A 12,978-nucleotide genomic window follows, 5' to 3' on the forward strand; every position below is an offset into this window, starting at 1 on the left:
CCCTTGATGGGGTGGCCGAGACCCTTCCAGATTTTTGAGTGCTGCGAGCATTCCTCCCACATACCGTTCGTGCTGAGTAGAGGCCGAGTAGCTCCGTCAGGAGCGTATCGACGCACCGTAGCCGCGCGCCAACCTGTCCTTCGATACGCCCTCTCGATACGCCGCCTGCGGCGACTACTCGACGGCTACTCAGGACGAACGGAAGCGGACTTTACCGCCCGAGCTCCATCCACCGCAGTACCGGTTTCAACGGCGCGATCCAGATCAGCCCGGCGAACAGATAGAACACCAGCTGCGCCAACCAGTGCCAGCTGCCGACAATGGTCGACAGACTCACGATCGCCACGCACCACACCAGGATCAGGAGCAGGATGCCGAGCATCCCGACGGGTTTGCGCCAGGTGGGCGTCATAGCGTGATCCATTCGCGTTCGGTGGCGATGGCGTGGAGCGGGACGTCCCACGCATCGGGCGTCAGCATCTCGACCTCCTGAACCGACAACGCAACCCCGACGCGCCACGCATCGGGGTGGGCGAGGAAGGCGCGGTCGTAATAGCCGGCGCCCTGGCCGATTCGGTTGCCGCTGCGATCAAAGCCGACAAGCGGGGTCAGGATGATGTCGGGCGCCAGTTCGGCGGCGTCCTCGGCGGGCTGGTGGAGGCCGAACGGGCCGGCGATCAGCGCGGCCTCGGTTTCCCATGCCAGAAATCGCATTGGCAGCGACCGACGCACCACATGCGGCAGCGCGATGACGCAGCCGGCGTCCACCGCGGCGCGCGCGAACGGCGACGGATCGGCCTCACCGCCGAACGGGACATAGGAGGCGACGGTCATGCCCGGCTTCAGCCGCGCCAGGAACGCCGACGGCACGGGAAGCGCGACTGGCGCATGCGCATCGCGCGCGGCGCGAAGCGAGGCTCTGAGCACGCTCTTGTCGGTCATGCGTGCGAGCCATCGAAACAGGGTGGTGTGGCGGGCCCACCATGGCCGTGTGCCGGGTTATCCACTGACGCACGGTACGTCAGGTGGGGACCATGTGCTTCGGACCAGGATCCTAACAGGGACAGCCCCCTATGGATGATGAATAGCCTCAGGGATAATAAAGGCTCGTACCGGGCAGAACCCGCCACCGCCAATCTAGGCGCTCGGGGGGCTTAGCTCAAGGGCCTCCGCAAGGTCTTCGAGACGATCGGCGATCCGCGTCAACGCGATCTCGCTGACCGCCGAGCCCTCGGGCGGGCGATGCGCGGCTTCGTCGAGCTCGTCGGCGAGCATCAGCGCGACGAACAGCATCGCGCGTTCGGCGCTGAGGCCGCCCGCCGCACGATCCGCGATCGACCAACGTTCGTCGAGCATCGCGCCGAGCATGCGGACGCGAGATTCCTCACCATCGCGGCAGGCGACCGCATGCGGGCGGCCGCCGATATCTAGCATGACCTGTGCCATTAGTTCGGGCTCCCGCGCGTGATGACGTCGTCGAGCGCGGCGACGGCTTCGGCCATCCGCGCCTTGAGGGCCGCATGGCGCTTGGCGAGCGCGTCGCCGCTGCGCGTGCGGGCGTTGATCGCGGCTTCGATCCGGATGATCGCGGCGTCGATCCGGTCGACTGCCGCCGTATCCGCTATCGTCTCTGGTGGCATGTCTGGCGTCATCTCTGGCGTCGGGGCGGACGCCCGATCCGATATCGTGTCTGGAGTATCTGGCATGCGATCGAGATAGCATGGCCGGGGTGTGCGACAAGCCGGTTTCGCCGGGTCAATCCGCGATCCACGGTGTTGACAGGGCGCCCCACCGCCCCGCAAAGGCATCGCGCCCGGAACGGACTCATGGGCGCTAGCGGAGATAGAGCAATGACGGTCAAGGTTGCGATCAACGGTTTCGGGCGCATCGGCCGTCTCGTCGCCCGCGCGGTACTCGAACAGTCGAACGGCGCACTCGAACTCGTCGCGATCAACGATCTCGGCGATGCGGAGTCGAACGCCTGGCTGTTCAAGCGCGACAGCGTCCACGGCAAATATCCGGGCGAGGTCTCGGCCGAGGGCAACGAGCTGGTCGTCGACGGCAAGCGCATCCGCGTCACCGCCGAGCGCGATCCCGCCAATCTGCCGCATGCCGAGCTGGGCGTCGACATCGTCCTCGAATGCACCGGCTTCTTCACCGACAAGGCGAGCTGCCAGAAGCATCTCGATGCGGGCGCGAAGAAGGTGCTGATCTCGGCGCCGGGCAAGGGCGTCGACCTGACCGTCGTCTACGGCGTCAACCACGACAAGCTGACCGCCGAGCACTCGATCGTCTCGAACGCTTCGTGCACCACCAACTGCCTCGCGCCCGTCGCCAAGGTGCTCAACGATGCGATCGGCATCGAGCGCGGGCTGATGACGACGATCCACGCATATACCAACGACCAGAAGATCCTCGACCAGATCCACCCGGACCTGCGTCGCGCGCGCGCTGCGGCGATGTCGATGATCCCGACCACGACGGGGGCCGCGCGCGCCGTCGCCGAAGTGCTGCCCGAACTGAAGGGCAAGCTCGACGGCTCGGCGATCCGCGTGCCCGTGCCGGACGTCTCGCTGATCGACCTGACCTTCACGCCGTCGCGCGACACGACGCGCGAAGAGGTGAATGCGGTGCTCAAGGCGGCGTCCGAGAGCGGCCCGCTGGTCGGCGTGCTCGACTGGTCGGACGAGCCGCTCGTCTCGATCGATCTCCAGCATACCCCGGCCTCGTCGACGATCGACAGCCTGGAGACCGCGGTGATCGACGGCAAGCTTGTCCGTGTCGTCAGCTGGTACGACAACGAATGGGGCTTCTCGAACCGCATGGTCGACACGGCCACCGCGATGGCGAAGTTCATCTGAGGCTGCGATCCATGCACCCCCTCTTCCGTTTGCTTCGAGCGCAATCGAGAAGCCGCCTCCTGTGACAGATGGTGTCTCGACTGCGCTCGACACGAACGGGGAGGGAGCGGTGGCCTCTACCTTGAAGCAAGCAGGCAGGATCGCCGGCATCGCGCGGCACGCGCGCGCGAAAGCTCCGATGGAGGTCATCGACACGGTCGAGATCACCATCGAGGCCGGCCTGCACGGTGACTTTCGCGGCTATGTACGGCCCGGCGGCAAGGGGCGGCGCCAGGTGACACTGCTCGAACGCGCCGACTGGGACGCCGCGATGGCCGAGGTCGGCTGCGACATTCCCTGGTACGAACGCCGCGCGAACCTCCTCGTCGACGGCTTCGATCTTCCCCAAATACCCGGCACGCAGCTCCGCATCGGCGCGGACGTCGTGCTGGAAGTGACGCGCCACACCGATCCATGCGAACGGATGGAGGCCCTGGCGCCAGGATTGTTCGCCGCGCTCACGCCCGACTGGCGGGGCGGGGCCTGTACCCGCGTTTTGATGGGCGGCAGAATCGCCGTCGGTGATGAGATCAGGATCGAAGAACCATGAGCAAGCCATTCAAGACGCTCGATGATATGGGCGAAATCCAGGGCAAGCGCGTGCTCGTCCGCGAAGACCTCAACGTGCCGATGGCAGAGGGCCGCGTTACCGATGACACCCGCCTGCGTGCGACCGTCGCGACCGTCTGCGAACTTGCGGACAAGGGCGCGATCGTCCTCGTCCTCGCGCATTTCGGCCGTCCCAAGGGCAAGCCGAGCCCTGACTTCTCGCTGTCGCAGGTCGTGAAGCCATATAGCGAAGTGCTGGGTCGCGAAGTGCGCTACATCGATTGGGAAGGCGCGGAGGATTCGGTCGCGACGCTGGAGCCCGGCGATATCGCGGTGCTCGAGAACACCCGCTTCTTCGGCGGCGAAGAGACCAACGATCCGGCGGTCGTCGCGCGCTTTGCGAGCCTGGGCGATCTGTACGTCAACGACGCCTTCTCCGCCGCGCACCGTGCGCATGCCTCGACCGAGGGGCTTGCGGATGTCCTTCCCGCTTTTGCTGGCCGCGCGATGGAGGCCGAACTCGATGCGCTCCAGAAGGCGTTGGGGGCTCCCGAGCATCCGGTTGCCGCCGTCGTCGGTGGTGCGAAGGTGTCCTCGAAGCTCGACGTACTGCGGCATCTGGTGACGCGCGTCGATCACCTGATCATTGGCGGCGGCATGGCCAACACCTTCCTCGCCGCGCGCGGTGTCGATGTCGGCAAAAGCCTGTGCGAGCATGACCTTGCCGCCACATGCGAGCAGATCATGGAAGCCGCGGACAAGGCGAACTGCACCGTCCACCTGCCGTACGACGTCGTCGTCGCCATGGAGTTCAAGCCGAACCCCGCGACGCGCACCGTCAACGTGCATGAGGTTGCGGCGGACGAGATGATCCTCGATCTCGGACCGGCAGCGGTCGAGTCGCTCGGCGACGTGCTCAAGAATTGCCGGACGTTGGTGTGGAACGGACCGCTCGGCGCGTTCGAGACGCCGCCGTTTGACACTGCGACCGTCACGCTCGCGCGCACCGCGGCGGCGCTGACCGAGGGCGGTTCGCTCGTCTCGGTCGCAGGCGGCGGCGATACGGTCGCCGCGCTCAACCAGGCTGGCGTCGCGGCGGCGTTCACCTTCGTGTCGACCGCGGGTGGCGCGTTCCTGGAATGGATGGAAGGCAAGGACCTGCCCGGGGTCGCCGCGCTGACGCGCTAAGGGGCGGGGTCGCGCAGCAGCGGGACCAGCAGGCCGTTGAGGTCGTCCAGGTCGAACGCGCCGGGTTTCGCATAGCGAACGACCCCGGCGCGATCGATGATATAGTTGGTCGGCAGCGCGCCCATCGCCGCGAACGGCCCCTTGATCCGGCGCGCGAACGGGATCGCCATCGCGGCGAACAGCGACTTCAGCTTGTACACGGGCAGCGAATCCTCCGTCGCGACTGCGAAGACCTGCAGGCCCTTGTCCTTGCGGAGCCGGTAATAGGTATCGAGCAGGGGGAGTTCGGTCTTGCACGGTGCGCACCACGTCGCCCAGAAATTGAGCACCACGACCTGCCCGCGAAGGTCGCTACCCCGGACCTTGCTGCCGTCGATCAGCGTCAGTTCGAAGTCGGGCGCGCGCTCGCCGACCTTTACCGCGGCCGGTGCGGCGGACGCCGCCATCAGAACCGCGCACGCCATGATCCCGGGCAAGACTAGCATCGCCCCTGTCCCCTTTCGGCCAGTCTCGACGTTGGACGAGCGTTGGTCAATTGCGCGGCCAAACGAGCGGGCAGGGGATTGATCCCGGCTGCCACTCCGCCTATGTTTAACATGTTAAACGGAGACTCGGATGCTCGGCGTCAGGCTCGATAGCGAACTCGAAGAGCGACTCGCAGCGGTTGCGCGCACCCAGGGGCGCAGCAAGAGCGATATCGCACGTGAAGCCGTGCGGCGCTATGTCGAACGCCACGACGAGGCTTTTCTTGCGGAGGCGCGGCGGCAGTCCATGAAGGCCGCTGCGCGCGACCGCGAGGTACAGGATGAGACCTGGGATTTCCTGATCTCGGCGCCCCCCGCGTGAGGATCCTGCGTGGCATGATCGTCGCTGGGGTGGGTCGCGGCGATGTCTCGGCCAAACCGCGGCCGTTTCTCGTCGTCCAGTCGGATGTCTTTGCCGATCACGCGACGGTCTCCGTTTGTCCGCTGACCTGCGTCACCAGCGATACGAATCTGTTCCGCGTGCCGCTTGAGGCATCCCCGGACACCGGGCTTCAGGACGCCGCCGAAATCCAGGTCGACAAGCTGGATACGCTCGCGCGCGACGCGATCGTGAAGATTGTCGGCACCATTCCCATCACCACCATGACCAGCGTCGACGATGCGTTGCGCCGCTGGCTCGAGCTTTGAAGGAACGATCATGACCACGACGATCACACCGCAGATCAAGACCATCCTCGACAAGTACGAAGCAACCAGTTCGGCGGTGAAGGCGAACCTTGCGCGGATCCTGATGCAGGGCAAGCTCGGCGGCACCGGCAAGCTCGTGATCCTGCCCGTCGACCAGGGCTTCGAGCATGGCCCGGCGCGCAGCTTCTCGGTCAATCCGGCGGCCTATGATCCGCATTACCATTATCAGCTCGCGATCGACGCCGGGCTCAGTGCCTATGCGGCGCCGCTCGGCATGCTCGAGGCGGGCGCAGATACGTTCGCGGGGCAGATCCCGACGATCCTAAAGTGCAACAGCTCGAACAGCTGGGCGACGTCGATCGACCAGGCGGTCACCGCGACCGTGGCCGACGCGGTCCGGCTCGGCTCGGCGGCGATCGGCTTTACGATCTATCCGGGTGCGGACCAGTTCTTCGACCTCGTCGAGGAGATCCGCGAACTGAGCGAAGAGGCCAAGTCGGTCGGCATCGCGACCGTGATCTGGTCGTACCCGCGCGGTGGCGAGCTGACCAAGGACGGTGAGCTCGCGCTCGACGTCGGCGCCTATGCCGCGCACATGGCGGCGTTGCTCGGCGCGCACATCATCAAGACCAAGCTGCCGACCGATCATATCGAACAGAAGGAATGCAAGTCGCTTTACGCCGGGACCGACTGGTCGAAGCAGGCGGATCGCGTCAAGCACGTCGTCCAGTCGAGCTTCGCCGGGCGGCGCATCAACGTCTTTTCGGGCGGTGCGTCGAAGGGCGAGGATGCGGTGTTCCAGGATGCACGCGACATTCGCGACGGCGGCGGCAACGGCTCGATCATCGGCCGCAACACCTTCCAGCGTCCGCGCGACGAGGCGCTGGCGATGCTCGACCGCATCATCCGCATCTACAAGAACGAGGAATAAGTCGTAGTCGGCCTGCGCGTTACCTCGGCTCTGCGCCGGGGTGACGTGGCAGGCGCGAGCGGCTAGGGGGCGGATATGACCGAATTTGAAGATCCGCTGGGCCCGCTCGATCCCAATTTCGCCGAGAATTTCCGGCGCGACATGCGCCGGCCGGCTTGCCAGCTGTATCTGGTGTCGCCGCTCGACGTCGGGGGCAACTTCCCCGAGCGTCTGGCGCGTGCGCTCGATGCCGGGCCGGTGGCCGCCTTCCAGTTCCGCGTGAAGGACATCGACCAGCATGCCGCGGCCGCGCTCGGCGAGCCGTTGCGCGCGATCTGTGCCGAGCGCGACGTCGCGTTCATCGTCAACGATGATATCGGGCTCGCCAAGCGCCTCGACGCGGATGGCGTGCATCTTGGTCAGGACGACGGCGATCCGCGCGAGGCGCGCGCGCAGCTCGGACCCAACGCGCAGATCGGCGTCAGCTGTCACGGCAGCCGCCATCTCGCGATGGAAGCGGGCGAGGCGGGGGCCGATTATGTCGCGTTCGGCGCTTTCTATCCGACGACCACCAAAGTGGTCGAGCATCACGCCGAGCCGGTGATCCTATCCTGGTGGTCGACGCTGTTCGAAATGCCCTGCGTCGCGATCGGTGGCATTACGCCCGAGAACGCCGCGCCGCTGGTTGCCGCTGGTGCCGACTTCATCGCGGTGTCGAGTGCGGTCTGGGGCGGCGACGAGGTCGCGGCGATCAAGGCGTTCGCCGAGGTTCTCGCGAAGCGCTGAACCGGTGGAAACAACCGTCGTCCCGACCGTTTGATGCTCAAGCGTAACGGTTTGGGATGACGGGCATGACAGCATTTGTGACGAAGACTTCGGTTCTTGCGATATGCCTGCTCGGCGCGGCGGCGCCCGCATTGGCGCAGACCGCGCCCGCCAAGTCCGTCCCGATCGATCGCAATATTCTGCACGTGCAGGTGATCCTCGACCATCTCGGCTTTGGTCCGGGCGTGCTCGACGGCCGTGGGGGGCAGTCGCTGGTCGCGGCACTGAAGGGATTCCAGGAGGCGAAGGGGCTGCCGATCACGGGCAAAGCGGATGCTCGGACGTTGCAGGCGCTATATCCCTACCGTGCCGCACGGCCGACGGTCGCCGTCGCGCTGACCCCCGAGATGCTGGCGGGACCGTTCGTCAATCCGCTGCCCAAGGATCCGGCCAAGCAGGCCGAGCTCCCCTCGCTCGGCTACAAGACCGTGATGGAAAAGCTGGGTGAGATGTTCCACACCACGCCCGCGGTGATCATGGCACTCAATTCGCCGAGCACGAAATTGTCGGCTGGCACCAAGGTGGTCTTCCCGAACGCACTGCCGACGTCGCGCGCCTATGATCCGAAGCTGAAGCCCGACTGGATCGCCACGCTCACGACGCTCAACGTCGACGCGGTGCAGCCCAAGGCGGATCATGTCGTCGTCGACAAGTCGGACGGCGTGCTCCGCGTGCTCGATGCCAACGACAAGCTGATCGCGCAGTTCTCGGCGACGATGGGCTCAAGCCACGATCCGCTGCCGCTGGGCACGTGGACGATCAAGGGCTCCGATTATAATCCCAAGTTTCACTTCAACCCGGCGCTGTTCTGGGATGCGAAGAAGGGGCAGCAGAAGGAGATGCTGCCGCCTGGGCCGAACGGTCCGGTCGGCGTGGTCTGGATGGATTTGTCGAAGGATCATTACGGCATCCACGGCACGCCCAATCCCGAAACCATCGGGCGTGCGGAAAGCCATGGCTGTATCCGCCTGACGAACTGGGATGCCGCGCGATTGTCGATGATGATCAAGCCGGGGACCAAGGCGATCTTCCAGGCGTAAGACGATGACGCGGACGTTCTGGATCATTCTCGGGCTGATCGTGGTGGTCGCCGGCGGGTTCGCATCGATGGTGTCGTTCGGCGACGGCGGGGCAGGGAGCGTGCGGCGGATAACGTGGCGCAAGCCCGCGCCGCCTGCCGAGGTCGCAGCCGGCCCGGTGACGACGGGCAAGCTCGCCGTCCCGGTGGCTGGCGTTCCCCGCAAGGCGATCGCGGACAGCTGGAACGATTCGCGTGGCGGTGGCACGCGCGGCCATCACGGGACCGACATCATGGCGGCGGGCGGCACACCGGTGGTCGCCGCCGCACCGGGCCGGATCGAGAAGCTGTTCCAGAGCGGTCTCGGCGGCGTCACGCTGTACGTCCGCTCGCCGGATCGTCGCTGGACCTATTATTATGCGCATCTCGCCGGCTATGCCGCGGGCATTCGCGAGGGGCTGCCGGTGAAGGCCGGCGACACGCTGGGCTATGTCGGCGATACCGGTGATGCGGGGGCGGGCAATTACCACCTGCATTTCGGCCTCACGCGGATGCAGCCGGGCGACCGCTGGTACCAGGGCGAGAACGTGAACCCGTACCCGATGCTTGCCGGAACCGGGTCGTCCCGCTAAAGCCCGCCGCTTCGGGTTTCCGCAGAGTTTTGCTTCGCGGACGGCCCCTAGCTCTTTCCAGCAGGAATCGGTCATGAAGATCAACGCGGTCGAGATTCGTCCCGGCAACATCCTTGAATATGAGGGCGGCATCTGGCGCTCGGTCAAGATCCAGCACACCCAGCCCGGCAAGGGCGGTGCCTATATGCAGGTCGAGATGAAGAACCTCATCGACGGCCGCAAGAACAATGTCCGCTTCCGCTCCGCCGAGAGCGTCGAGAAGGTGCGGCTCGACACGGTCGATTTCCAGTATCTGTTCCGCGACGGTGATGCGCTGACCTTCATGGACAAGGTCAATTACGAGCAGATCACGCTCGACGCCGACATTCTGGGCGACGCCGCGGCGTTCCTGCAGGACGGCATGGACGTGGTGATGGAGCTCTGGGAAGAGCGGCCGATCTCGGTCCAGCTGCCCGACACGATCGAGGCGCTGATCGTCGAGGCGGACGCCGTCGTGAAGGGGCAGACCGCCTCGTCGAGCTACAAGCCCGCGGTGCTCGAGAACGGCGTGCGCGTGATGGTACCGCCGCATATCGGCGCCGGCACGCGGATCGTCGTCGATGTCTACGAGCAGACCTACGTGCGGCGCGCGGACTGATACGCATCTCCCTTTCCCCTCCGGGGAGAGGGGCGGGGTGAGGGGCGGCCCCAGAAGACACCGCCCGGAACAGACCCTCTCCCAACCCTCTCCCCTGAGGGGAGAGGGCTTAAGGTAAAAGATATGCCCAGCCATTCCGGCATCATGACCGTCATCGAGCGCGCGGCCCGCAAGGCCGCGCCGCGCCTGCGCCGCGACTTCAACGAGGTCCAGCAGCTGCAGGTCAGCCGCAAGGGGCCGGCGGACTTCGTCAGCCAGGCCGACCAGCGCGCCGAGCAGACCATCTTCGAAGAGCTGAGCCATGCGCGCCCCGACTGGGGCATGTTGATGGAGGAGCGCGGCGAGGTCGCCGGCGATCCGAACAAGCCGCGCTTCATCGTCGATCCGCTCGATGGCACGTCGAACTTCCTCCACGGCATCCCCCATTTCTGCATCTCGATCGCGGTCGAGGAGCCGATGGCGAACGGCAAGCGCGAGGTTACCACTGCGCTGGTCTATCAGCCGCTGACCGACGAGAGCTTCTGGGCCGAGAAGGGCCGCGGCGCGTGGCTCACCGACCAGCGTCTGCGCGTATCGTCGCGTCGGGATCTTTCCGAATCGCTGATCGCAACTGGCATCCCGTTCCTCGGCCACGGCGATTTCGCGCAGTGGAGCCGGATCTTCGGTGCGGTTGCGCCCGAGGTTGCGGGCATCCGTCGCCTCGGTGCGGCCGCGCTCGACCTGGCATGGCTCGCGGCGGGGCGTTTCGACGGCTTCTGGGAATCGAACCTGAAGCCTTGGGACGTCGCGGCCGGCATGTTGCTGGTCAAGGAAGCCGGCGGGTTCGTCACCGATTTCCGCGGCGGCGAGCGCGCGATGGAGCGCAACGAGTTCCTCGCCGCGAACGACGCGCTCCATTCGCGGTTGCACAAGCTGGTCGCCAACGCGCTGCGCTGACGCCTGCTGATCATGACGGCGGTCTTCAGGACTGATTGGGTTCTTCTTCCGTCATCCTGACGAAAGTCAGGACCCAGAGTTCCAAACGGTGCCCCTGACGACCCTGGGTCCTGACTTTCGTCAGGATGACGGGGCTCTCGATCCTCCCCCGCCAGGGGGAGGTGGCGCCGTAGGCATCGGAGGGGGAGGACGCGCAACAGGCGTTTCCGTTTCCTCCCCCTCCGTCAGGCTGACGCCTGCCACCTCCCGCTGGCGGGGGAGGATCGGACGATTTCGATTCTGCGATTTCGGGCCCGTTCCGGCGGAGGTTGCCGCGTGCCGGGTAACGCAGGTTTCCTGCCGGGTTCGTCCTCGTGTTGCGAGTGATTCTCACGGGTTGTCAGCCTTGCCCCACCGGGTCCATCGGCCTAAAGGCTCCCCATCTGTTCGCATATGCGAGAAGCCATTTGGTCGACCTGTCGCACTATCTTCCGATCCTCCTGTTCCTCGGGGTCGCCATCGCGTTGTCGAGCACGTTCGTGTTCCTGCCGATGGCCGTCTCGCGGCTGACCGGATCGCACAAGCCCACGCCTGAAAAGCTCAGCGAATATGAGTGCGGTTTTCCCGCATTTGAGGATCCGCGCAGCCAGTTCGACGTGCGTTTCTACCTGATCGCCATCCTCTTCATCATCTTCGATCTTGAGGCCGCGTTCCTGTATCCCTGGGCCGTCTCGGTCTTCACGCTCGGCTGGACTGCGTGGATCTCGATGATGATCTTTATCGGCGAACTGGCCCTTGGCCTTGCCTATGCATGGAAGAAGGGAGCACTCGATTGGGAGTAGAGCTCACGCCCCAAAATGGTCTGCTGGCACCCGCCGGCGGTGGCGCGATCGTGCCGCCCGACCAGGGGTTTTTCGACGGCCTCAACGGTGAATTGACCGACAAGGGTTTCCTGGTCACTTCGACCGAGGAGCTGTTCCAGTGGGCCCGTACCGGCTCGCTGTGGTGGATGACGTTCGGGCTCGCCTGCTGCGCGGTCGAGATGATCCATGTGAACATGCCGCGCTACGATCTGGAGCGCTTCGGTGCCGCGCCGCGCGCCTCGCCGCGCCAGTCGGACGTGATGATCGTCGCGGGCACGCTGTGCAACAAGATGGCACCGGCACTGCGCAAGGTCTACGACCAGATGTCGGAACCGAAATACGTGATCTCGATGGGATCGTGCGCGAACGGCGGCGGCTATTATCATTATAGCTATAGCGTCGTGCGTGGCTGCGACCGGATCGTGCCGGTCGACATCTATGTCCCCGGGTGCCCGCCGACCGCGGAAGCTTTGCTCTACGGCATCATGCAGTTGCAGCGGAAGATCCGGCGGTCCGGGAGCATCGAGCGTTGAGGGCGCCCGCACCAGCCTATGCGTCGAACGACGGCGTGATCGACGCGGCACGCGCGGCGCTCGGCGGCATGTTGCTCGACGCGGTCGACCATGTCGGCGAGGTCGCGCTGCACGTTCGTCGCGAAGACCTTTACGACGCGATGATCGCGCTGCGCGATACGCCGGCGCTTGCCTATCAGCAGCTCATGGAGATCGCCGGCGTCGACTATCCCGATCGCGCCGAGCGGTTCGAGGTCGTCTATTGCATGCTGTCGCTGACGCGGAACCACCGCCTGCGCGTGCATGTCGCGACCGACGAGGAAAAGCCGGTGCCGTCGGTGACCGACATCTGGCCGGTCGCGGGTTGGCTCGAGCGCGAAGTGTACGACATGTACGGCGTGCTGTTCAGCGGCAACCCGGACCTGCGTCGCATCCTGACCGATTACGGCTTTCGCGGGCATCCGCAGCGCAAGGACTTCCCGCTGACGGGCTATGTCGAGCTGCGTTATTCGGAAGAAGCCAAGCGCGTCGTGTACGAGCCCGTTCAGCTCGCACAGGATTTCCGCACGTTCGACTTCATGAGCCCGTGGGAGGGTGCGAACTACGTGCTCCCGGGCGACGAGAAGGGGTCTTTGCCGCAGGCCAAGGGTGCGCAGACGCCGCTCAGCGCCGACACGATCGCCAAGGCTGGCGCCGCGCAGTCGCCGACCCAGGCGCCAAGCGAACCCAAGAGCACCGAGTCAACCGCACAGACGGGTATCGGCAAGTCGGAGTCCGACGCGACCCCGAAGCCGGCCAGCCCCGACGTGATCCCGACCAAGGGTGGAGGACAGAACCAGTGAGTCTCTACGTAGAGG

19 protein-coding genes are annotated in these 12,978 nt (G+C 65.6%); 14 read left to right on the forward strand and 5 right to left on the reverse strand.

Going from position 1 to position 12,978, the window contains the following annotated elements; translation table 11 throughout:
- Positions 1–211: 211 nt before the first annotated feature.
- The 4 genes from ASE88_RS14605 to ASE88_RS14620 form a co-directional block, all read right to left on the reverse strand.
- Positions 212–412 (reverse strand): DUF2842 domain-containing protein, encoded by a 201-nt coding sequence (locus tag ASE88_RS14605; protein WP_056478844.1) that lies wholly within the window; start codon positions 410–412, stop codon positions 212–214.
- Positions 409–942 carry a 5-formyltetrahydrofolate cyclo-ligase gene (locus ASE88_RS14610; RefSeq protein WP_056478847.1) on the reverse strand — a complete coding sequence of 178 codons (534 nt, stop codon included), beginning with the start codon at positions 940–942 and terminating at the stop codon, positions 409–411. Before ASE88_RS14610 ends, ASE88_RS14605 begins: the two co-directional genes overlap by 4 nt.
- A 195-nt stretch (positions 943–1,137) precedes the next feature.
- Positions 1,138–1,446: a cell division protein ZapA gene (locus tag ASE88_RS14615; protein WP_056478850.1), complete on the reverse strand. Its 309-nt coding sequence runs from the start codon at positions 1,444–1,446 to the stop codon at positions 1,138–1,140.
- A complete protein-coding gene (locus ASE88_RS14620; RefSeq protein WP_235525717.1) occupies positions 1,446–1,706 on the reverse strand; it encodes a hypothetical protein in 261 nt (86 codons plus the stop codon). The genes ASE88_RS14615 and ASE88_RS14620 overlap by 1 nt, the downstream gene beginning before the upstream one ends.
- A 144-nt stretch (positions 1,707–1,850) precedes the next feature.
- Between ASE88_RS14620 and gap the strand changes: the two genes are divergently transcribed.
- From gap to ASE88_RS14635, 3 genes are all read left to right on the forward strand, one after another.
- A complete protein-coding gene (gap, locus tag ASE88_RS14625) occupies positions 1,851–2,861 on the forward strand; it encodes a type I glyceraldehyde-3-phosphate dehydrogenase (protein WP_056478853.1) in 1,011 nt (336 codons plus the stop codon).
- 178 nt (positions 2,862–3,039) lie between these two features.
- A complete protein-coding gene (locus ASE88_RS14630) occupies positions 3,040–3,450 on the forward strand; it encodes an MOSC domain-containing protein (RefSeq protein ID WP_056478856.1) in 411 nt (136 codons plus the stop codon).
- The gene (locus ASE88_RS14635) at positions 3,447–4,637 is read left to right on the forward strand and encodes a phosphoglycerate kinase (RefSeq protein WP_056478859.1); all 1,191 of its coding nucleotides are present in this window, start codon (positions 3,447–3,449) and stop codon (positions 4,635–4,637) included. Before ASE88_RS14630 ends, ASE88_RS14635 begins: the two co-directional genes overlap by 4 nt.
- On the opposite strand, the gene ASE88_RS14640 is transcribed toward ASE88_RS14635, so the two are convergent.
- Positions 4,634–5,122 (reverse strand): TlpA family protein disulfide reductase, encoded by a 489-nt coding sequence (locus tag ASE88_RS14640; RefSeq protein ID WP_056478862.1) that lies wholly within the window; start codon positions 5,120–5,122, stop codon positions 4,634–4,636. The genes ASE88_RS14635 and ASE88_RS14640 overlap by 4 nt on opposite strands.
- A gap of 130 nt (positions 5,123–5,252) precedes the next feature.
- On the opposite strand from ASE88_RS14640, the gene ASE88_RS14645 reads away from it, so the two are divergent.
- The 11 genes from ASE88_RS14645 (at position 5,253) to ASE88_RS14695 (ending at position 12,963) form a co-directional block, all read left to right on the forward strand.
- Complete coding sequence (locus ASE88_RS14645) at positions 5,253–5,483, forward strand: ribbon-helix-helix protein, CopG family (RefSeq protein ID WP_055877941.1); 231 nt, start codon at positions 5,253–5,255, stop codon at positions 5,481–5,483.
- Positions 5,484–5,497: 14 nt separating this feature from the next.
- Complete coding sequence (locus ASE88_RS14650) at positions 5,498–5,809, forward strand: type II toxin-antitoxin system PemK/MazF family toxin (RefSeq protein ID WP_056478865.1); 312 nt, start codon at positions 5,498–5,500, stop codon at positions 5,807–5,809.
- 10 nt (positions 5,810–5,819) lie between these two features.
- Positions 5,820–6,740 carry a class I fructose-bisphosphate aldolase gene (locus tag ASE88_RS14655; protein ID WP_056021373.1) on the forward strand — a complete coding sequence of 307 codons (921 nt, stop codon included), beginning with the start codon at positions 5,820–5,822 and terminating at the stop codon, positions 6,738–6,740.
- 75 nt (positions 6,741–6,815) lie between these two features.
- Positions 6,816–7,505 (forward strand): thiamine phosphate synthase, encoded by a 690-nt coding sequence (gene thiE / locus ASE88_RS14660; RefSeq protein ID WP_056478868.1) that lies wholly within the window; start codon positions 6,816–6,818, stop codon positions 7,503–7,505.
- Between the two features lie 65 nt (positions 7,506–7,570).
- Complete coding sequence (locus ASE88_RS14665; RefSeq protein WP_056479635.1) at positions 7,571–8,584, forward strand: L,D-transpeptidase family protein; 1,014 nt, start codon at positions 7,571–7,573, stop codon at positions 8,582–8,584.
- A gap of 4 nt (positions 8,585–8,588) precedes the next feature.
- Positions 8,589–9,194, forward strand: a complete 606-nt coding sequence (locus tag ASE88_RS14670) for a M23 family metallopeptidase (RefSeq protein ID WP_056478872.1) — start codon at positions 8,589–8,591, stop codon at positions 9,192–9,194.
- A 73-nt stretch (positions 9,195–9,267) separates the two neighbouring features.
- Positions 9,268–9,831: an elongation factor P gene (efp, locus tag ASE88_RS14675; protein ID WP_055877924.1), complete on the forward strand. Its 564-nt coding sequence runs from the start codon at positions 9,268–9,270 to the stop codon at positions 9,829–9,831.
- Between the two features lie 123 nt (positions 9,832–9,954).
- Complete coding sequence (locus ASE88_RS14680) at positions 9,955–10,767, forward strand: inositol monophosphatase family protein (RefSeq protein ID WP_055877919.1); 813 nt, start codon at positions 9,955–9,957, stop codon at positions 10,765–10,767.
- 446 nt (positions 10,768–11,213) lie between these two features.
- Entirely contained in the window at positions 11,214–11,588 is a 375-nt protein-coding gene (locus ASE88_RS14685; protein ID WP_055877915.1) for an NADH-quinone oxidoreductase subunit A, read from the forward strand.
- Complete coding sequence (locus tag ASE88_RS14690) at positions 11,579–12,142, forward strand: NuoB/complex I 20 kDa subunit family protein (protein ID WP_056478875.1); 564 nt, start codon at positions 11,579–11,581, stop codon at positions 12,140–12,142. The genes ASE88_RS14685 and ASE88_RS14690 overlap by 10 nt, the downstream gene beginning before the upstream one ends.
- Entirely contained in the window at positions 12,139–12,963 is an 825-nt protein-coding gene (locus ASE88_RS14695) for an NADH-quinone oxidoreductase subunit C (protein ID WP_056478878.1), read from the forward strand. Before ASE88_RS14690 ends, ASE88_RS14695 begins: the two co-directional genes overlap by 4 nt.
- Positions 12,964–12,978: the final 15 nt, after the last annotated feature.

Origin of the sequence: Sphingomonas sp. Leaf38 (assembly GCF_001421825.1) — a bacterium.
Lineage (GTDB): Bacteria > Pseudomonadota > Alphaproteobacteria > Sphingomonadales > Sphingomonadaceae > Sphingomonas.